We start from the raw sequence: 18,524 nt of genomic DNA on the forward strand, positions 1-18,524 counted from the left end.
GGTCGGACCAGCCGACTCGTCGGCCGACTTGAGCCGCTGGCTGATCACCTGGGTGACACCGTTGCGCATGGTGACGCCGTACAGTGCGTCGGCGACCTCCATGGTCCGCTTCTGGTGGGTGATGATGATCAGCTGGCTGCGGTCCCGCAGCTGGGCCATCAGGGTGATCAACCGGCCGAGGTTGACGTCGTCCAGCGCCGCCTCCACCTCGTCCATGATGTAGAACGGGCTGGGCCGGGCCCGGAAGATGGCTACCAGCATGGCGACGGCGGTCAGCGACCGCTCCCCGCCGGACAGCAGCGACAGCCGCTTGATCTTCTTGCCCGGTGGCCGGGCCTCCACCTCCACCCCGGTGGTCAGCAGGTCGTCCGGGTCGGTGAGCACCAGCCGTCCCTCGCCACCCGGGAACAGCACGGTGAACACCTGCTCGAACTCGCGGGCCGTGTCGGCGTACGCGCTGGAGAAAACCTCGAGGATCCGGTCGTCCACGTCCGCGACGACGGTGAGCAGGTCCTTGCGGGTCGCCTTCAGGTCCTCCAACTGGTCGGAGAGGAACTTGTACCGCTCCTCCAGCGCGGCGAACTCCTCCAACGCCAGCGGGTTGACCTTGCCGAGCAGGGCCAGCTCCCGTTCCGCCTTCGCCGACCGCTTCTCCTGGGTGGCCCGGTCGAACGGCACCGGCTGCGGTTCCGGTTTGCCCTCGGCGGCGGCCGCCGCCAGTTGGGCCTGGGTGGGCGGCACCGGCTGGTGCGGGCCGTACTCGACGAGCAGGGTCTCCACGTCCAGCGAGAAGTCCTCGGCCGCCTTCGCCTCCAGCTGCTCGATGCGCAGCCGCTGCTCGGCGCGGGCCACCTCGTCGCGGTGCACCGCGCTGGTCAGCCGCTCCAGCTCAGCCCCGAGACGCTTGGCCGCGCCGCGTACCTCCTGCAGCTCGGCCTCCCGCGCGGCGCGGGCGCTGGCGATCTCGTCACGGGCGGCGGCCGCGTCGACCATCGAGTCGGCCAGCCTGGTCAGCGCGAACCGGGCCCCGGCGGTGACCGCGCGGGCGATCTGCGCGCCCCGGGCCCGGGCGGCCCGGCGGGCGGCGGCGCGTTCCCGCGCGGCCCGCTCGGCCGCCGCCTGCCGCAGCAGTGAGTCCGCCCGGCCGGCGATCGACGATACCCGCTCCTCGGCGGTGCGGACGGCGAGTCGGACCTCCATCTCGTTCTGCCGGGCACCGGGCAGCATCGCGGCGAGGGAGTCCCGTTCGGCGGTCGACGGCTCCTCGTCGATCGGGGTCGCCTCGGCCAGCCGGAGCCGCTCCTCCAGCTCCTCCAGCGTGGCCAAGTCTCGGTCCCGGGACTCGGCGGCCTTGTCCCGGGAGGCGCCGAGCCGCTCCGCCTCGGCCCGTGCCGACCTGGCCGCAGCGCCGAGTTCGGCGAGCCGGCGAGCGGCGGCGTTACGCTGCCCCTCCGCCTGCCGCCGGTCGGCGGCGGCCTGCGCGACCTGCTCCTTGAGGCCGGCCGCCGCCTCCCGCGCGGTGTCGAGCTGCCCGCGCAGCTCGGCGACGGTGGCTTCGGCGGTGAGCCGGTTGCTGCGGGCCTCCTCGACCGCCGCCTGTACCTCGATGAAGCTGGGGGCCTTGGCGGATCCGCCGGCGGCGGCGTAGGCGCCGACGATGTCGCCGTCCGGGGTGACCGCCCGCAGCTGCGGATGGTCGGCGGCGGCCGCAGTGGCCGCCGCGAGGTCGCCGACCAGGATCACGTCCCGCAGCGCCCGGTGCAGTGCCGGCCGGAGCTCGTCGGGGCAGCTGACCACGTCCGGTGCCCAGGTCGCCCCGGGCGGCAGGGCCGGCCGCAGGGTGTCCGGCGAGCCGATCATCCCCGGCCCGGCGGGCCCGGCGACCAGCAGGCTGGCCCGACCGGAGTCCTGGATCTTGAGCAGCCGCATCGCCTCGGCCGCCTCGTCGACGCCGGTGACCGCCACCGCGTCGGCGAGACCGCCCAGCGCGGCGGCCAGCGCCGCCTCGTGTCCGGGCGCGACGGTGAGCAGGCCGGCCAGGCTGCCCAGCAGGCCGGGCACCTGGTCGGCCCGGGCCAGCAGCGCGCCGGCACCGTCGCCCCTGCGCAACCCCATCGCCAGCGCGTCCTCCCGCGCCTGCCAGGTGGCGGCCTCCTTCTCCGCCCTCCGCTCGGCGTCGGACAGCTGCCGTACCTGCGCGGCGGCCGCGTCGTGTGCGGCGACCGCCTCGGCGTACCGGGCGTCCAGGTCGGCGTTGTCCCGGTCCGCCTCGGTGGACAGTTCGGTGGCCGCGTCCAGGTCCTGCTGGGCCTGGTCAGCGCGGGCCTGCGCATCGGCGTGCGCGGCGGTGAGCCGGGATATCTCGTCAGCGGCGCTGGAGGTACGGGCCCGCGCGGAGTTGACCTGTCCGGTCAACCGGGCCAGCCCTTCCCGCCGGTCGGCGATCGCCTTGGCAGCGGCGACCAGCGCCCGCTCGGCCTGGGCCAGCTGCGTCTCCAGCTGTTGGCGGCCCTCCACTGCCTCGGCGAGACGGATCTGGTCCTCGGTCAGCGCGGCCCGCAGCTCCTCCTCCTGCTCACGGACCCGGTGCGCCTCGTCGGTGAGCTGGTCCGGGTCACGCCCGGGTCGCTCGTCGTCCGGCATCCCCGACAGGTGCCGCAGCCGTTCCCCGGCCAGCTGCTCGGTCGACCGGAAGCGTTCCTGCAGGGCGGCGAGCTTGTACCAGGTGTCCTGGGCGGCGGCGAGCAGCGGCGCGTCCTCGGCCAGCGCCGACTCCAGTTCGGCCAGCCGGGACTGCACCTCGGTGTGTTCGGACTCCACCTCGGTGCGTCGGTGCCGCAGCGCCGTCTCGTCGGCGATCTCCTTGTCGAGGGTGGTCCGCAGGGTGGTCAGGTCGTCGGCGAGCAGCCGCAGCCGGGCGTCGCGCAGATCGGCCTGGATCCCGGCGGCCCGGCGGGCCACCTCGGCCTGCCGGCCCAGCGGTTTGAGCTGGCGGCGCAGCTCGCCGGTCAGGTCGGTCAGCCGATCCAGGTTGGTCTGCATCGCGGTCAGCTTGCGCAGCGCCTTTTCCTTGCGCTTGCGGTGTTTCAGCACGCCGGCGGCCTCTTCGATGAAGGCCCGCCGGTCCTCCGGCTTGGCGTGCAGTACGGCGTCGAGCTGACCCTGGCCGACGATGACGTGCATCTCCCGGCCGATGCCGGAGTCGGAGAGCAGTTCCTGGATGTCGAGCAGCCGGCAGTGGTTGCCGTTGATTTCGTACTCGCTCTCACCGGAGCGGAACATCCGGCGCGTGATCGACACCTCGGTGTACTCGATCGGCAACGCACCGTCAGTGTTGTCGATGGTCAACGTGACCTCGGCCCGGCCCAGCGGGGCCCGACCGGCGGTGCCGGCGAAGATGACGTCCTCCATCTTGCCGCCCCGCAGCGCCTTCGCGCCCTGCTCGCCGAGGACCCAGGCGATGGCGTCGACGACGTTGGACTTGCCGGAGCCGTTCGGGCCGACCACGCAGGTGATCCCGGGCTCCAGCTTCAGGGTGGTGGCGGAGGCGAAGGACTTGAAGCCCTTCACCGTCAGACTCTTGAGATGCACGGTCCGATTCCTCGTCCGACGGGTCGCCGTGCGGCCGTCAGTGCTGGTCAGTACGGCACAGGCTAACCCGTCGGTCGGACGGGCACCGGATCCGACGCGGCTGGGACACCGTGGCCGGGGCCCGGACCGGGCCGCAGACGGACGGACGTGAACGGGGCAACGGACGGGGCCGGACAAAAAGCTGCGCGCCGGCACTTGAGTGTCGGCGCGCGGGGTGCGTGCGATCAGCGGTACGTACGGTCACTGGCGGCGGGCGCCGGCCTGCACCGGCGCCCGTGGAGATCAGGTGAGCGCAGGCTCGGGGATCCGCAGCAGGTCGTCGCTTTCGGCGACCGCTGCGGCGAGCCGGTCGTTCTCCGCCCGCAGTCGGGTGATCTCGAACTCCAGTGCCTGTACAGTGGCACGCAATCGGGTGACCTCGTCGAGCAGGCGCCGGTCGGGTGCTGCACCAACGTGGCCGTAGAGGGCCTTCGCCATTTCGTCTCCTTGTAATGCGCTGCCGGAAAGGCCGGCCAACGCGCGCCCGTGAACCCTCACGTCGGTCAACCCCCGGGCATGCGGGGGCGCGACTGGGCGCGACTGGCGACACCCCCATGGTCCGCCGAAGTCGCCGCTTCGTCAAGTTCCACCAGACGTGGATCCCCACCTCCTTCACGAATCTATCGCCCAAAAGGTACGAAGAGCGGTGGTTTAGCGGCACAGATCACAGTGTCAACGGCAGAACCTCAGCCGGACAGCTGTCCGCCTTATCTCTTCCTTAGCGGCATCGCCGGTTTGTCTTAGCAGCGTTGCCGGGCGCGACCGGACGCCTTAGCGTCGCACCCGGCACAGCGCCCCGGTCCCACCGGACGCGGCCCGTTGGGCCGACCACCCACCTGCGGAGGCAACGACCTTGTACCGGCGCAACGACCGGGTCGATGGATCCATCCCCGGCGATCCGACGCCGCCCGCTGGCCACACCGCATTCGGTGATGCCGGCTGGGACACCGACCGGTTCGGACAGAGTTCCTGGCGTGGCCACCTCGACGCCGGCTGGCGACCCGGCCCTTCGTCGGCCGACGAGTACTCCGGCCTGGCGACGGCCGACGATTACCCGACCGCCGGCCGGTTCCCCGGCGACGGCGGTTACGACCTCGGCAGTTACGGCGGCGGCGGTCACCCGGCGTACGACGGCGTGGACCACGGCGGCTACCCCGCCGACCCGACCGGACAGCTCCCCGGCGGGGCGGAACACCACCCGCAGCCGTACGGCCTCCCCACCGACGACGGGTACGACACCCACCTGACCGCCCGCCCGGACGGGCCGGGGTACGTCGACGGACCGGGGTACGCCGACGGACCGGGGTACGCCGGGGCTCCGCACGGACACGACGGGGCCGGCCGCGACACCCGGCACGACGAGACCGAGACGCACCGGTACAGCGTGCTGCGAGACCTGGCCGACGGACCCGGCGAGGCCAACGGCTGGCCCGGTGGTGACGACGGCTGGGCCAGCGGCGACGATCGCTGGACCGACGACGACCGGGGTCCGCGTGAGGTCCCGACCGACACCGGGTCGCTGACCCGCGTCGCCCGTCGGCGGCGGTCCGACGCGCGCGACGACTCCGACCCGGAGGTTGCCGACGGCCGACGGCGCCGGCTCGCCGTCGGGCCGGTCACCCTGGCCACGCTGGTCGTCGTGCTGCTGGTGGCGATCGGTGGCGGCGGCGCGATGCTACGCGCCGGGTTCGGCGACGACTCAACCGATGGCACCGACGACACCGTCGTGGCAACGGATGTCGATCCGGTCACCGACCCACTCACCGAACAGTCCGCTGGTACGGAGGACCCGCAGATCGGCGAGCCGGAGGTGCTCGACGCCGAACTCGGTGCCGCCCCGACCCCGGCTGTGAGCCCCGCACCGCCACCGCCGACCTCGGCTGCCCCGAGCCCACGCCGTAGCGCCGCCGCCCCGGAAAGCTCCCGTCCGGAGCGCACGACCGCCGCGCCGGCGAAGACCAGCGCCGCGCCGCAGCAGACCGCCACCGGGGACACCAGCCGGCAGCAGCAGGTCCTGGCGCTGGTCAACGCGGCGCGCGACGACAACGGGTGCGGCGCGGTGACAATCAACGACCAGTTGACCGAGGCGTCCCGGTTGCACAGCGAGGACCAGGCAACCAACAACGACATGTCGCACGAAGGCAGCGACGGCAGCGACCCGTGGGAACGCGCCAAGCGGGCCGGCTACGAGCAGGCGATCGGCGAGAACGTGGCGGCCGGCTACCCCACCGCCGAGGCGGTCATGGAGGGCTGGTTGAACAGCCCGGGCCACCGGGCCAACATCCTCAACTGCGACGCGGTCGCCATGGGGGTCGGCACGGCCACCTCGTCGAACGGGACCCTCTACTGGACGCAGATGTTCGGGTCGGCGCGCTGAGCTGACGTCGGTCAGCGGCGAACGGCCCGCGGCCTAGGTTGGCAGCGCGGGCAGCTGAACGACGACCGGTTCATGAACGACTCCCGGCGGATCAGCGCCCCGCACCGGGCGCAGGGCTGATCCTCCCGCCCGTACACATTGAGTGACCGGTCGAAGTAGCCGCTCTCGCCGTTGACGTTGACGTAGAGCGCGTCGAAACTGGTGCCGCCCTCGGTAACTGCCGCCCGCAGCACGTCCCGTACCTGTGCCAGCAGCCTGGTGACCGTCGCGGCCGGCAGCCGGTCGGTCGGTCGGGTGCCGTGCAGGCCGGCCCGCCACAGCGCCTCGTCGGCATAGATGTTGCCGATCCCGGAGATCAGCGACTGGTCAAGCAGTGCCCGCTTGATCTCGGTGCGACGTCGGCGTACCGCTGCGACGAACGCAGTGTCGGAGAAGTCCGGGTCGAGCGGATCCCGGGCGATGTGCGCGATCTCGGCCGGTAACTCGGCGCCACCGGCCGACACAGCGAGCCCGCCGAACGTCCGCTGGTCGACGAAGCGCAGCTGCGGGTCGCCGTCGACGAACCGGAAACGGACCCGCAGGTGCGTCTCGTCCGGGGCGTGGGCCGGCTGCAGCAGCAGCTGTCCGGACATGCCGAGATGGCCGACCACCGCGTCGCCGCTGTCCAGCGGCAGCCACAGGTACTTGCCACGGCGGCGTACGTCGATGATCTGCCGGCCGGCGAGTACGGCGGCGAAGTGCACCGGGCCGGGCAGGTGCCGGCGAATCGCCCGGGGATGGCGCACCTCCACGGTGTCCAGCCGCCGGCCGATCACCCAGCCAGCCAGCCCTTGCCGGACCGTCTCGACCTCGGGCAGCTCTGGCATGACATGCCTTTCTCCGACCGGTGCCGGTGGTGTTCTCGTGCTCAGACCTGGGCGGACGGGCTGGCCGGCGGCCCGTCCTCGGGCTCCGGCGGACCGGCAGCGACCTCGCCCGGCGGACCGGCGTCGGCGTCGGAAGCCGGACCCGGCTGGTCAACGGCCGCTGCGGTGCCGGCGACCGCGGTGGAGTCCACCATCTGCGCGGAAAGGGTACGCCACGCGGCTTCGGCGGCCCGCTGCTCAGCCTCCTTCTTGCTGCGGCCTTCGGCCCCGCCGTAGCGCTGTCCGGCGACCACCACCCAGGCGGTGAAGGTCTTTGCGTGGTCCGGACCGGCGTCGTCGATGCGGTACTCGGGTACGCCCAGCCCGAGGGTCGCGGTCAGCTCCTGCAGGCTGGTCTTCCAGTCCAGCCCGGCGCCCCGGCTCGCGGAGTCCGCCATCAACGGGTCGAACAGCCGGCGGATCACGATTGACGCGGTGTCCAGCCCGTACTGCAGGTAGATCGCACCGAGTAGCGCCTCCAGGGTGTCGGCCAGGATGCTCGCCTTGTCCCGCCCGCCGGTGCTCTCCTCCCCCTTGCCGAGCAGCAGGTACGGGCCAAGCCCCTGCGGGCCGAGAGACCGGGCCACCTCGGCGAGCGCCCGCATGTTGACCACGCTGGCCCGAAGCTTGGCCAGTTGCCCTTCCGGCAGGTCGGGGTGGCTGTGAAACAGCGCCGAGGTGATCACCACGCCGAGCACCGAGTCGCCGAGGAACTCCAACCGCTCGTTGGTGGGCAGACCGCCGTTCTCGTACGCGTACGACCGGTGGGTCAACGCCCGTTCCAGCAGATCCGGTTCGAACGCCACACCGAACGCGGCCTCCAGGTGCGCAACCGGCGGACGACGGGACTGGTTGTTACTCATGGCGATACCTCGTCCTGTTCTGCGATCAGCCGGGTGATGTCATCGAGCATCCGGGCGAGAGTCGAGGTCACCCGGCCACGGTGCAGTCCGGCGGCGAGGGTGATACCGGTGGCGATGTCGGCACCGGTGGCGGCACCGTGGCAGACGACCACCGTCCCGGCGACGCCGAGCAGGGCCGCCGCCCGGGGCGCGACCCGGCCCGGTTCCGGGCCGCCGGCCATCGCGTACGCACCTTCGATGCCCTTGAGCAGCACGTTCCCGGTGAAGCCGTCGGTGATTACCACGTCGATGCCGTCGCCGAGCATGACGTCGTGTCCTTCGACCAAGCCGACATACCGGCCGTCGGCGGGCAGGGTGAGGCTCCGCAGCAGAGTGTCGGCGGTACGCCGGACCCGGTCGCCCTTGCCTGGCTCGGCGCCGATCGAGAGCAGTCCGACCCGGGGCCGGTCCAGGCCGAGCCGCACGGCACCGTATGCGGCCCCGAACAGGGCGTGCTGGGTCAGGGTGGCCGGGCGCGCCTCTACTGTGGCGCCGACGTCGAGCAGCACCACCGGGCCGGCGACCGCCGGGAGGGTGACGACCAGGGCGGGCCGGCGTACGGTCGGCCACCGGCCGAGACCGAGCGCGGCGGCGGTGACGATCGCGCCGCTGGACCCAGCGGAGATGAACGCGTCGGCCGCGCCGTCGGCGACGGCGGCCATGCCGGCCCGGATCGATTCGTCGGCCCGGCCGGTGACAGAACCCGCGGCGGTGACGGAAAGCTCGCCGGTGTCGGCCGCCGCGCGGACGGTGTCACCCGTCGGCCGTACGGTGATCCGGCTCCGCTGCTCGTCGGGCAGCGCGGCGCGAACGTCGTCCGCCGCATCCGGCGGGCCGACGAGCAGGAGCTGGAGATCGGGATCGGCGCGGCAGGCGCGCAGAGCGCCGTCAACCACGACGGCGGGTGCCCCATCCCCGCCGAGGAGGTCGACGGCGATCCGCGAGGTGCCGGTCCCGGAGTCAGCGCCGGCCGGTGCCGACCGACCGGCCGGCTCCTGGGACGAGGCACCCGGCGTTCGCCGGGAGATCCGCGCCGCCCGGTCGAAGACCGGCGGCGTCACGACGACCGGATCAGACCTCGATGACCTGGCGGCCGTTGTAGGTGCCGCAGACGGTGCACGCGGTGTGCGGCAGCTTCGCGGACTTGCACTGCGGGCACTCGACGGTCACCACCGGCGTGGTCTTCCACTGGGACCGGCGGGAACGGGTGTTGCTGCGGGACATCCGGCGCTTGGGAACGGCCACGGTTCTTACTCCTCTTGGCGGGTCAGTTGCGACAGGCCGGCCCACCTCGGGTCGACCTGTTGGTGGTTGTGGTCGTCCGGCAGCTCGTCCCAGTGCACCCCGCAGTCGGGGCACAGCCCAGGGCAGTCGCTGCGGCACAGCGGGGTGGTCGGCAGTGCAAGCACCACCGCGTCCCGCAGTGCCGGCTCCAGGTCGATCAGATCGCCCTGCAACCGGCCCACCTCGTCGATGTCGGCCGTCTCGTCCGTGGTGCTGTTCTCGTATGCGTACAGCTCCTGGATCGGGACGGTCAGCGACTCGCTGATCGAGCGCAGGCACCGCCCGCACTCGCCGGAGACCGGTCCGGAGACCGTCCCGGAAACGAGCACCCCTTCGGAGACCGACTCGAGCCGTAGATCGAGGCTCAGGTCGGCACCTTCCGGTACGCCGTTCAGCTCCAGCCCGAGGTCCGCCGGCGCGGGCACCACCCGGCTCACCGTACGCAACGCGCCAGGGCGACGCGGCAGTTCCCGGGTGTCGAGAACCAGCGGCGACCTGGGGTTGAGTGTCTTCGACGAGTGATTGCGCATAGTTGGACTCCGGCCTGGTAGAGGCCGACAAAACAGGTTACCCGAGCAGCGGCGACGGCGTCGAACCGGGGCACCGGTCAGTCAGAAGGGCAGCGGGCGTTCGTTCTCCTCACCGGAGAAGGTACCGATCTCCCGCAACGCGTGCATCTTGTCCCGGCCACGCTCTATCGAAGCCAGCGCCCGGGTAAGGAACTGTTCGAAGTTGGCCAACGCGGTGTCGACGTAGTCGTCGACCTCGGCGCGCAGCCGCTGCGCCTCGGCGCGGGCCTCGGCGACGATCCGCGCACCCTCGTGCTCGGCGGAGACGGTGATCTCGTTCACCGACACCAGCCGGGCATGCTCGGCCTCGCCCTCACTGATGATGCGGTCCGCCTCGCGCTTGCCGGCGTCCATGATCTTGTCGCGTTCCTCCAGCAGCGCCGCCGCCCGGCGCAGGTCGGCGGGGAGCTCGGCCCGGAACTGGTCCAGGACACCGATCATCTCGGCCCGGTCGATCATGCAGTTGTTCCGGGACATCGGCACGGCCCGCGCGGTCTCCACCATCGCGATGATCTCGTCGATGCGGTCGAATGGATCCACCGGCATCTCACTCCCTGTTGTCGGAGGGTCGACCCACCATGATGGCAAGGCCGGGCCAGAACGTCATCATCCCAACTGCCGGACCGGTCGGCGCTCCATCATGATGCGACCCAGGACGACATGTGGTCCATCCCACCCCGAGTTCGGGCGCGTCGCGACGCGCCGGGCGGTTCATCGCGGCTCGGTCGGCCCGCCCGGAGCTGCCGGGCCAGCCCGGTTCACACCTGCTGGGTCGGCGGCGCGGTGACCCGGGCGAGCAGCCGGTCGTGGACCGCCTCGGGCAGGTGGGCCGAGACGTCACCGCCCCACTTGGCGACCTCCTTGACCAGGCTGGAAGAGAGGAACGAGTAGAGCGGGTTGGTCGGCATGAACAGCGTCTCCACCCCGGCCAGGCCAATGTTCATCTGTGCCATCTGCAGTTCGTAGTCGAAGTCGCTGACCGCCCGCAGGCCTTTGACCACGACGGCCGCCTCCTGAGCACGGCAGAAATCCACCAGTAGGCCACGGAACGAAGCGACCCGAACGTTGCGGTACGACCCGGTTACTTCGCGGAGCATCGATATTCGCTCGTCGATGGTGAACAGGCCAGCCTTGGACTGGTTGATCAGGACACCCACGATGACCTCGTCGAACAGCCGGCTGGCCCGGCCGATGATGTCGAGATGTCCGTTGGTGACCGGATCGAAAGAGCCGGGGCACACCGCTCGTCTCATGATCGCCGACCGTACCAAAGCATGGTCTCGCCGTAACGCCGCCCGCGCTCGGCAGTGACGCCTTCCACCCAGGTCAACGCCGGTCCCCGGGCGGACCGCTCGATCACCACGACGGCGTACGGGGCGAGCCAGCCGCCGCCGACGAGACTGTCCAGGGCGGTCCGGAGTTCGGTGTCGGTCACCGCGTACGGCGGGTCGGCGAAGACCACGTCGTAGCCGCCGCCGTCCGGCGGCGTGGCCAGCGCGGTCGCGACCTTGGCAGTGATCAGCCGCGCACCGGTGCCAGCTCCCAGCGCGGCGATGTTCGCCCGCACGGTACGGGCGGCCCGCGCGTCGGACTCGACCAGCAGGACGTGTTCGGCGCCCCGGGACAGCGCCTCCAGACCCACCGCGCCGCTGCCCGCGTAGAGATCGGCGAACCGCGCCCCGACCAGGTCGGTCATCGTGCCGAGGGTGCTGAACAGTGCCTCACGGACCCGGTCGGAGGTGGGCCGGGTGTTCGCGCCAGGCGGTGTGGCGATCCGCCGGCCGCCGAGCCGGCCGGAGATGATCCGGGTCATCGGCGGCGGACCCCCACGGCGGCCGGTGCACTCATCCCCGGCACGCTACGCGATCAGCCGAACCGGTCGAATGCCGACCCGGACGGCTTAATCCGCCCTCGTGTGACCAGGTGCGTCTGTTGTTGCAAAGAGACACCCGAGTGGGCAACGACCACTCGGAAAGCGGACGGCAAACACGTTGCGTCTATGAAATATCTCGGAACGACAACATCATCCTTAGCCGGACCTGTGGGGCACCCTGTCAGTTCAGGAACAGCTAAGGTCAGGCGCTGTGCCGGTGGGACAACGCCGACACGACGCACGACACGGGTCGTTGTCGCACCAATCATCGACTGCACCTCACCAGTCAGGTTGCCGCACGTCCGCGCCGGGCCCCTGAACCCCTCACTCGGGAGTACCTGTGAACCGTCTGAAGTCTCCGCTACCGAGCCGACCGTGCAGCCGAGCGTCGAACCGAGCCCGACCGCGCCGGTCACGCCGGAGCCAACCGAGCCGCCGGCGGTGGAGCCCAGCGAGCCCGAGCGCATCATCGAGTCCACCTGCGACCAGCTGATCTTCACGATCAACAATCCGGAGGACGGCGAGACCATCACCGTCGACTTCGTACCGAACGAGGGCGACACCCGCACCGTCACCGTCGGCCCCGGTGAGTCGGGCGTGGCCGAGTTCGACGCGTTCGAGGGCCTTGCGGTCACCTTGGTCGTCGAGGGCTTCGAGGACGAGTCCGAGGCCTTCGCCTGGGAGCTGCCGGAGGACTGTGACACCGGTGGCGAGGGCGGCGGTTCCCTGCCGGTCACCGGTGCCGCCGCTGGCGGTCTCGCCGCTGGCGCCATCGCGCTGCTGGCCATCGGTGGCGTGCTGTTCTACCTGGCGCGTCGTCGGCGGGTCACCTTCACCGCCTGAGTCAGCCACCCTGGGTCGTGACTGACTGACAAGTCATCCCCCCGCACCACCCCTGGAAGGGCGTCGACGATCCCCCCGGTCGGCGCCCTTCCGCCTGTCCGGCCGCAGCCGTACCCCGGTCCGCCGCAGCCGCTCCCGGCCGTGATTTCAGCCCTTCTCCAGGTACTCGGCGCGTTCGGCGTCGACCAGGGTGCCGACGGATGCCGCCAGCGCCGGATGCCGGGTCAGCTCCGGATCGTCGTCGAGCAGGTCGATCGCCTCGGCCCGGGCCTGCCCGATCAGGTCGGCGTCGCGCAGCAGCGACAACAGCCGCAGATGGGACCGGCGACCCGACTGGGTCGCGCCCAGCACGTCACCTTCGCGGCGCTGCTCCAGATCCAGCTCGGCCAGGCGGAACCCGTCGGTGGTCGACGCGACCGCGTCCAGCCGCTCGCGGGCCGGCGTGCCCTCGGCGGCGTCGGTGACCAGCAGGCACAGCCCGGCCGCCGAGCCCCGACCAACCCGGCCGCGCAGCTGATGCAGCTGCGACACCCCGAACCGGTCGGCGTCCAGCACGATCATCACGGTGGCGTTCGGCACGTTCACCCCCACCTCGACCACCGTCGTGGCGACCAGCACGTCGACGTCACCGGCGGCGAAGGAGCGCATCACCGCGTCCTTGGCGTCGGCCGGCAGCCGACCGTGCAGCACCTCGATCCGCAGCCCGTGCAGCGGCCCGTCGGCGAGCAGCGGCGCCACCTCGGTCACCGCCAGCGGCGGCCGCCGCGCCCCGGGATCGTCGCCGTCGCCGGAGGGCTCCTCGTCGGCGCCGGTTCCGGTCGCGTCACCGATGCGCGGGCAGACCACGTACGCCTGATGGCCGGCGGCCACCTCCTCGCGTACCCGCCGCCAGGCCCGCTCCAGGAAGGCCGGCTTCTCCGCCGCCGGCACCACGTGCGAGACGATCGGCGACCGGCCGCCGGGCAGCTGGGTGAGCGCGGAGACCTCCAGGTCGCCGTACACGGTCATGGCAACGGTGCGCGGGATCGGGGTGGCGGTCATCACCAGCACGTGCGGCGGCTGCTCGGCCTTGGCCCGCAACGAGTCGCGCTGCTCCACCCCGAACCGGTGCTGCTCGTCGACGACGACCAGGCCCAGGTCGGCGAAGTCGACGCCCTCGTACAGCAGGGCGTGGGTGCCGATGACGATGCCGGCCCGGCCGTCGCGGACCTCGTCGAGGGCGGCCCGGCGGGCCGCCGCGCCCAGCGACCCGGTGACCAGCGTCACCCGGGTGCCGGCCGGGTCGCCGTCCAGCTCACCGGCCCGCCCCAGCGGGCCGAGCAGCTCCTGGATGCCCCGGTGGTGCTGGGCGGCGAGCACCTCGGTCGGGGCGAGCAGCGCCGCCTGCCCGCCGGCGTCGACGACCTGCAGCATCGCTCGCAGCGCGCACACCGTCTTACCGGAGCCGACCTCGCCCTGCAGCAGCCGGTGCATCGGATGCGCGGTGGCCAGGTCGGCGGCGATCTCCTCGCCGATGCGCCGCTGACCGTCGGTCAGCTCGTACGGCAGGCGGGCGTCGAACGCGGCCAGCAGGCCGGCGTCCGCGCGGGGCCGGGGCCGCGCCGGCCAGTCGGCGGCGCGCAGCTTGCGCTGCACCAACGTCAGCTGTACGGCGAACGCCTCGTCCCACTTGAGCCGCCGCCGGGCCTGGAACAGCTCGGGTTCGTCGGCCGGGCGGTGGATCTGCCGCAGCGCCGGGTGCAGGCCGAGCAGGTTGCGGCTGGCCCGTACCGCCGCCGGCATCGGATCCTCGGGTGGGGTGAGCACGTCCAGCACGGTCCGGACGCAGCGGGCGATCACCCAGGTCGGTACGGCGGCGGCGGCCGGGTAGACCGGGATCAGCGCACCGGCGAACTCCTCCACCGGGTCCTCGGCGGCCACCTCGCCGTCGGCGGCGCCGTCCCCGAGCAGCACGTACTCGGGGCCGTTGAGCTGGCGTACGCCCCGGAACTCGGTCACCTTGCCGGCGAACAGCCCCCAGCGGCCCGGTTTCAGGTCCCGTTCCCGCCACGCCTGGTTGCCGAAGAAGGTCAACGTCAGGGTGCCGCCGGTGCCGTCCTCGACGACCACTTCGAGCAGCTTGCCGCGCCGTTGGCGCATCGGCCGTACGGTGGTCCGCCGCACCTGGCCCAGGACGGTGACCTGCTCCCCCACCTCCAGCGAGCGGATGTCGGTGTGTTCGCCGCGCTGGTCGTAGCGGCGCGGGAAGTGGTAGAGCAGGTCCCCGACGGTGTGCAGGTCGAGGTGGTCGGCCATCGCCTTGGCGGTCTTCGCGCCCAGGTTGACCTTCAGCGGAGTGTCCATCGTGCACGGCTGCGTCATCCGGCCTCCAACAACGGCTGCGTCATTCGATCCCTACCATCAGCGGGTAGTGCGGCTGCCCGCCGACGAAGGTGTGCACCTCGACGAACGGCCAGCAGCGGGCGACGTGCGCCGCCACCGCGTCGCCCAGGCCGTCCGGTGCCTGCTCGCCGACGATCAAAGTGACAAGTTCACCGCCGCCGCCGAGCAGCTGGTCCAGCAGGTTGCGGCAGGTGCCGGCCAGGTCGGTGCCGATCAGCAGTACCTCCCCCTCGACCAGGGCGAGCACGTCGCCGGGGCGGCAGCGGCCGGCGACGGTGAGCGCTTCCCGGGCGGCGTGGCAGACCTCGGCGTACCGGCAGGCCCCGGCCGCCTCGGCCATCGCGATCACGTCGTCGTCGAAGCGGCGTCGCGGGTCGCGGACGGCAAGCGCAGCGAGGGCCTGCACCGGTGACCGGGTCGGCACGACGGCGACGGTGACGCCGCCGGCCTCGGCCTCCCGGGCGGCAAGGTTGGCAACGGCCTGGGTGTCCGGGTCGTTGGGCAGCACCACCACCTCGGCGGCGCCGGTGCGGCGGATGGCGTCGAGCAGCTCGGCGGTGGACGGTGAGCCGCCGACCACGCCGGCACCCTCACCGGTGAACAGGGCGGCGAGGCCGGTGCCGGCGGCGACCACCACGGCGGCCCGGCCGGCGAGCGGCGGCGCCGACTGGTCGGCGAACCGGGTGACGGAGATCTGGTACGGGCGACCGGCGGCGATGCCGGCCTCGATGGCGGCGCCGATGTCGTCGACGTGCACGTGTACGTTCCACACCGGACCGTGCCCGTCGGCATCGTCCCTGTCGCCGTCCCCTGCGTCGTAGCCCTCGTCGTCATCGTCCCCTGCGTCGGAGCCGACGACGACCAGCGAGTCGCCGATCTCGGCGAGTGCGGCCCGCATCCGGTCGACCGCCCCGGCCGGCGCTTCGAGCAGGAACTGCACCTCGTAGCCGTACCCCTCGGAACCGGCCCCACTGTGCGAGTCGACGGCGGAACCGGCGCCGCCGGGGTCACCGGGTACCCGGTAGGCGGAATCGCCGGGGTCGGCCGCGTGATCGCCGGTGCTGTCGGGGACCGGGGTGCCGACCACGGCGGCCAACGCGTCGAGCAGCAGGCACAGGCCGCGACCACCGGCGTCGACCACCCCGGCGCGGGCCAGCACCGGCAGCTGACCGGGGGTCGCGGCGAGGGCGTCGCGGGCGGCCGAGGCGGCGGCCCGTACCACGGTGGCGAGGTCGTCGGAGCCGGTCCGGTCGGCGGCCCGCGCGGCGGCGGCGACCACGGTCAGCACCGTCCCCTCGACCGGGCGGGCGACCGCCGCGTACGCCGCGTCGGTGGCGGCGGTCAGCGCCGACGCGAGGGCCCGGCCGCGCACCACGGCGGTGTCGGTGAGCGTGTCGGCCAGCGCGCGCAGGATCTGCGAGACGATCACCCCGGAGTTGCCCCGGGCGCCGAGCAGCGCGCCCCGGGCCATCAGCCGCAGCACCCGTCCGTGCGAGGTCTGCTCCCCCTCGGAGGAGTTGTCCAGGTCGAGGGCCAGGGCATGCTGGGCCGAGGTGAGGGTGAGGACCAGGTTGGTGCCGGTGTCACCGTCCGGCACCGGGTAGACGTTGAGCGCGTCGATCTCGCCCTGGTGGCGACGCAGCGCTGCCAGCGCACCCGAACACCACCGGCGCACGGCGGCGGCGTCAAGGGTGTCCAGCACGGCGATGAGCCTACTGGCGCACGCCGACAGCCGCCGTGAAGACGACCCGCGTGCGGCCGGGCGGCCGGCGCGCGGAGACGACCCGGTGCGGCCGGGCGGCGGCAGCGGGACGGTCGGGGCGGGGCGATTGGCCGCCCGCGTGGTCGATCGGGTAGCCTGGCCAGGTTGTCTGGGCGTGGTGTGTCCCGGCGACCGGCGACCTGATGAACGACAAATCCCCAGGAGTATCCCGTGGCTAGCGTGTGCGACGTCTGTGGCAAAGGGCCGGGCTTCGGTCACAACGTGCCGTGGTCGAAGAAGAAGACCAACCGCCGTTGGAACCCGAACATCCAGACCGTTCGCACCCCGGCCGGTGGCGGCAACACCCGCAAGGTGAACGCCTGCACCTCCTGCCTCAAGGCCGGCAAGGTGGTCCGGGGCGCCTGACCGCGCCGCCCACGACCTCGACGTTTCAGCAGCCGCCGGACCCGATCGGGTCCGGCGGCTGACTGTGTACGGTCACCAGCCGGCGGTGAGCATCCGTCACCAGTCGGCGCTGAGCACCCGGCCGAAGGACAGGCAGCCCGGCGAGTCCCGGTAGTAGCCGAAGTTCGGGATCCGGGCGTACCCGCTGCTGCTGTAGAGCGCGATCGCCTCGGGCTGCTTGTCGCCGCACTCCAGGATGACCCGGCGGCGTCCCTGGCCGGCGGCGGAGCGTTCAACGGCGGCCAGCAGCGCGCGGGCCACCCCGCGCCCGCGGGCGGCGTCGGCGACGTACATCCGCTTCAGCTCGGCGTCCTCGCCGGAGCTGCCGTGGCTGCGCCAGCCGGCGCAGCCGGCCGGTGCCCCGTCCAGATGGGCGATCAGGAAGGCACCGCCGGGCGGGTCGAAGTGGGCCGGGTCGACCGGGGTGTCGTCGCCGGTGCCGCCGTAGCGGGCACCCAGATCGGCCATGGCGGCGGCCACCAGACGTTGCGCCACCGCGTCGGTGTAGCGGACCCGGCGGATCTCGACGCCGGCCTGAAGCAGATCAGTCACGCGGTAAAGCGTAGTGCGGTCACCGGCGGTGGCTCAGCGGTGACCGGCGCGGGCTCACTGGAAGTGTTCCCAGCCGGCGACGCCCTGGTACGGCTGGCCGTCGACGGTGACCCCGGCGCCTTTGACCACGTGGCCGACCCGCCGCCAGCCCTTCGGCAGCGGCAGATCCTCGGGGAACGTCGCGGCCAGGGCGTGGTCGTCACCACCGCCGAAGATCCACTGGTACGGGTCGACGCCGAGCGCGTTGGCAGTGTCGCGCATCTGCGGCGGCACCTCGAACGCGGCCCGGCGCAGGTCGATACCGACCCGGCTGGCGGTGGCGACGTGACCCAGGTCGGCGATCAACCCGTCCGAGATGTCGATCATGGCGCTGGCGCCGACGTTCGCCGCGGCCGGGCCGGCGGCGTACGGCACCTCGGGGCGTCGGTACGCCTCCACGAGCAGCTTCGGTGACCGGAAGCCGCGGGACAGCACCGTGTAGCCGGCGGCGGCGTAGCCGAGCCGGCCCGCGATGGCCAGCACGTCACCGGCGTGCGCGCCGCTGCGCAGCACCGGGGCCGCGCCGTGCAGGTCGCCGAGGGCGGTCACCGCGATGGTCAGGGTCGGGCTGGCCGACATGTCGCCGCCGACCACGCTCGCGCCGACCTTGGCCGCCTCGTCGGACAGGCCGACCGCCAGGTCCTCGGCCCAGCCGGCGTCGGTCTCCGGCGGGGCGCAGAGCGCCACCAGCAATGCGGTCGGCACCGCCCCCATCGCCACGATGTCGGCGAGGTTCGCGGCGGCCGCGCGGTGGCCGACGTCGACGGCGCTGGACCAGTCCCGCCGGAAGTGCCGGCCCTCGACGAGCACGTCGGTGGAGGCGACCACCCGGCCGTCCGAGGCGGCCACCACGGCCGCGTCGTCGCCGGGGCCGAGCAGGGTGGCGGCCCCCGGGTGCAGCCGCGCGGTGACCCGGGAGATGAGCCCGAATTCACCGGCCTGTGCCACATTCACCGGTCCACCTCGATCATTGTCGTCTCCACTCGGGCACCGTCATGAAT

General features: G+C 72.5%; 16 protein-coding genes and 1 pseudogene. 3 read left to right on the top strand and 14 right to left on the bottom strand.

Annotated elements, in window-relative coordinates; translation table 11 throughout:
- Positions 1-15: 15 nt before the first annotated feature.
- A pseudogene (smc, locus tag ACFHW1_RS06890) lies at positions 16-3,591 on the bottom strand (chromosome segregation protein SMC); the annotation flags it as partial.
- A gap of 282 nt (positions 3,592-3,873) precedes the next feature.
- Positions 3,874-4,068 (bottom strand): hypothetical protein, encoded by a 195-nt coding sequence (locus ACFHW1_RS06895; protein WP_123600485.1) that lies wholly within the window; start codon positions 4,066-4,068, stop codon positions 3,874-3,876.
- Positions 4,069-4,483: 415 nt separating this feature from the next.
- Here ACFHW1_RS06895 and ACFHW1_RS06900 point away from each other — a divergent pair, with 415 nt between their 5' ends.
- Positions 4,484-6,007, top strand: coding sequence for a CAP domain-containing protein (locus ACFHW1_RS06900; protein WP_416615083.1), 1,524 nt, complete (start codon positions 4,484-4,486; stop codon positions 6,005-6,007).
- An 11-nt stretch (positions 6,008-6,018) separates the two neighbouring features.
- Here the strand turns inward: ACFHW1_RS06900 and mutM are convergent, their stop codons facing one another.
- The 8 genes from mutM to rsmD all read right to left on the bottom strand — a co-directional run bounded on the left by mutM (position 6,019) and on the right by rsmD (position 11,480).
- Complete coding sequence (gene mutM, locus ACFHW1_RS06905) at positions 6,019-6,873, bottom strand: bifunctional DNA-formamidopyrimidine glycosylase/DNA-(apurinic or apyrimidinic site) lyase (RefSeq protein ID WP_416590266.1); 855 nt, start codon at positions 6,871-6,873, stop codon at positions 6,019-6,021.
- Positions 6,874-6,914: 41 nt separating this feature from the next.
- The gene (rnc, locus tag ACFHW1_RS06910) at positions 6,915-7,775 is read right to left on the bottom strand and encodes a ribonuclease III (protein ID WP_416553112.1); all 861 of its coding nucleotides are present in this window, start codon (positions 7,773-7,775) and stop codon (positions 6,915-6,917) included.
- Positions 7,772-8,752, bottom strand: coding sequence for a phosphate acyltransferase PlsX (locus ACFHW1_RS06915; RefSeq protein ID WP_416553164.1), 981 nt, complete (start codon positions 8,750-8,752; stop codon positions 7,772-7,774). The genes rnc and ACFHW1_RS06915 overlap by 4 nt, the downstream gene beginning before the upstream one ends.
- 133 nt (positions 8,753-8,885) lie before the next feature.
- On the bottom strand, positions 8,886-9,059 hold the full coding sequence (gene rpmF, locus ACFHW1_RS06920) for a 50S ribosomal protein L32 (protein WP_123600480.1): 174 nt from the start codon (positions 9,057-9,059) through the stop codon (positions 8,886-8,888).
- Positions 9,060-9,064: 5 nt separating this feature from the next.
- Positions 9,065-9,628, bottom strand: coding sequence for a YceD family protein (locus tag ACFHW1_RS06925; protein WP_416553114.1), 564 nt, complete (start codon positions 9,626-9,628; stop codon positions 9,065-9,067).
- 81 nt (positions 9,629-9,709) lie between these two features.
- On the bottom strand, positions 9,710-10,207 hold the full coding sequence (locus ACFHW1_RS06930; protein WP_123604406.1) for a hypothetical protein: 498 nt from the start codon (positions 10,205-10,207) through the stop codon (positions 9,710-9,712).
- Between the two features lie 218 nt (positions 10,208-10,425).
- Positions 10,426-10,920 carry a pantetheine-phosphate adenylyltransferase gene (gene coaD, locus ACFHW1_RS06935; protein ID WP_278167761.1) on the bottom strand — a complete coding sequence of 165 codons (495 nt, stop codon included), beginning with the start codon at positions 10,918-10,920 and terminating at the stop codon, positions 10,426-10,428.
- Positions 10,917-11,480 (bottom strand): 16S rRNA (guanine(966)-N(2))-methyltransferase RsmD, encoded by a 564-nt coding sequence (gene rsmD, locus ACFHW1_RS06940; RefSeq protein WP_416553116.1) that lies wholly within the window; start codon positions 11,478-11,480, stop codon positions 10,917-10,919. The genes coaD and rsmD overlap by 4 nt, the downstream gene beginning before the upstream one ends.
- Positions 11,481-11,915: 435 nt before the next feature.
- On the opposite strand from rsmD, the gene ACFHW1_RS06945 reads away from it, so the two are divergent.
- The gene (locus ACFHW1_RS06945) at positions 11,916-12,383 is read left to right on the top strand and encodes an LPXTG cell wall anchor domain-containing protein (protein ID WP_416590270.1); all 468 of its coding nucleotides are present in this window, start codon (positions 11,916-11,918) and stop codon (positions 12,381-12,383) included.
- Between the two features lie 147 nt (positions 12,384-12,530).
- Here the strand turns inward: ACFHW1_RS06945 and recG are convergent, their stop codons facing one another.
- Both recG and ACFHW1_RS06955 read right to left on the bottom strand, forming a co-directional pair.
- Positions 12,531-14,744, bottom strand: coding sequence for an ATP-dependent DNA helicase RecG (gene recG, locus ACFHW1_RS06950; RefSeq protein WP_416615084.1), 2,214 nt, complete (start codon positions 14,742-14,744; stop codon positions 12,531-12,533).
- A 22-nt stretch (positions 14,745-14,766) separates the two neighbouring features.
- Positions 14,767-16,467 (bottom strand): DAK2 domain-containing protein, encoded by a 1,701-nt coding sequence (locus ACFHW1_RS06955; RefSeq protein ID WP_416615086.1) that lies wholly within the window; start codon positions 16,465-16,467, stop codon positions 14,767-14,769.
- A 231-nt stretch (positions 16,468-16,698) separates the two neighbouring features.
- Between ACFHW1_RS06955 and rpmB the strand changes: the two genes are divergently transcribed.
- Positions 16,699-16,893 (top strand): 50S ribosomal protein L28, encoded by a 195-nt coding sequence (gene rpmB, locus ACFHW1_RS06960; RefSeq protein WP_123600473.1) that lies wholly within the window; start codon positions 16,699-16,701, stop codon positions 16,891-16,893.
- Positions 16,894-16,989: 96 nt separating this feature from the next.
- Here the strand turns inward: rpmB and ACFHW1_RS06965 are convergent, their stop codons facing one another.
- Complete coding sequence (locus tag ACFHW1_RS06965; protein ID WP_416568500.1) at positions 16,990-17,475, bottom strand: GNAT family N-acetyltransferase; 486 nt, start codon at positions 17,473-17,475, stop codon at positions 16,990-16,992.
- Between the two features lie 63 nt (positions 17,476-17,538).
- The gene (locus ACFHW1_RS06970) at positions 17,539-18,477 is read right to left on the bottom strand and encodes a thiamine-phosphate kinase (protein ID WP_123600472.1); all 939 of its coding nucleotides are present in this window, start codon (positions 18,475-18,477) and stop codon (positions 17,539-17,541) included.
- Positions 18,478-18,524 lie beyond the last annotated feature (47 nt).

It is taken from the genome of Micromonospora sp. LOL_014 (assembly GCF_048060245.1).
Lineage (GTDB): Bacteria > Actinomycetota > Actinomycetes > Mycobacteriales > Micromonosporaceae > Micromonospora_E.

What these genes read in the sequence shown, in the direction of transcription:
- rnc (WP_416553112.1), bottom strand. Translation starts at nt 7,775, where the DNA reads ATGAGTAACAACCAGTCCCGTCGTCCGCCGGTTGCGCACCTGGAGGCC.
- mutM (WP_416590266.1), bottom strand. Translation starts at nt 6,873, where the DNA reads ATGCCAGAGCTGCCCGAGGTCGAGACGGTCCGGCAAGGGCTGGCTGGC.
- recG (WP_416615084.1), bottom strand. Translation starts at nt 14,744, where the DNA reads ATGACGCAGCCGTGCACGATGGACACTCCGCTGAAGGTCAACCTGGGC.
- ACFHW1_RS06895 (WP_123600485.1), bottom strand. Translation starts at nt 4,068, where the DNA reads ATGGCGAAGGCCCTCTACGGCCACGTTGGTGCAGCACCCGACCGGCGC.
- rsmD (WP_416553116.1), bottom strand. Translation starts at nt 11,480, where the DNA reads ATGACCCGGATCATCTCCGGCCGGCTCGGCGGCCGGCGGATCGCCACA.
- ACFHW1_RS06925 (WP_416553114.1), bottom strand. Translation starts at nt 9,628, where the DNA reads ATGCGCAATCACTCGTCGAAGACACTCAACCCCAGGTCGCCGCTGGTT.
- coaD (WP_278167761.1), bottom strand. Translation starts at nt 10,920, where the DNA reads ATGAGACGAGCGGTGTGCCCCGGCTCTTTCGATCCGGTCACCAACGGA.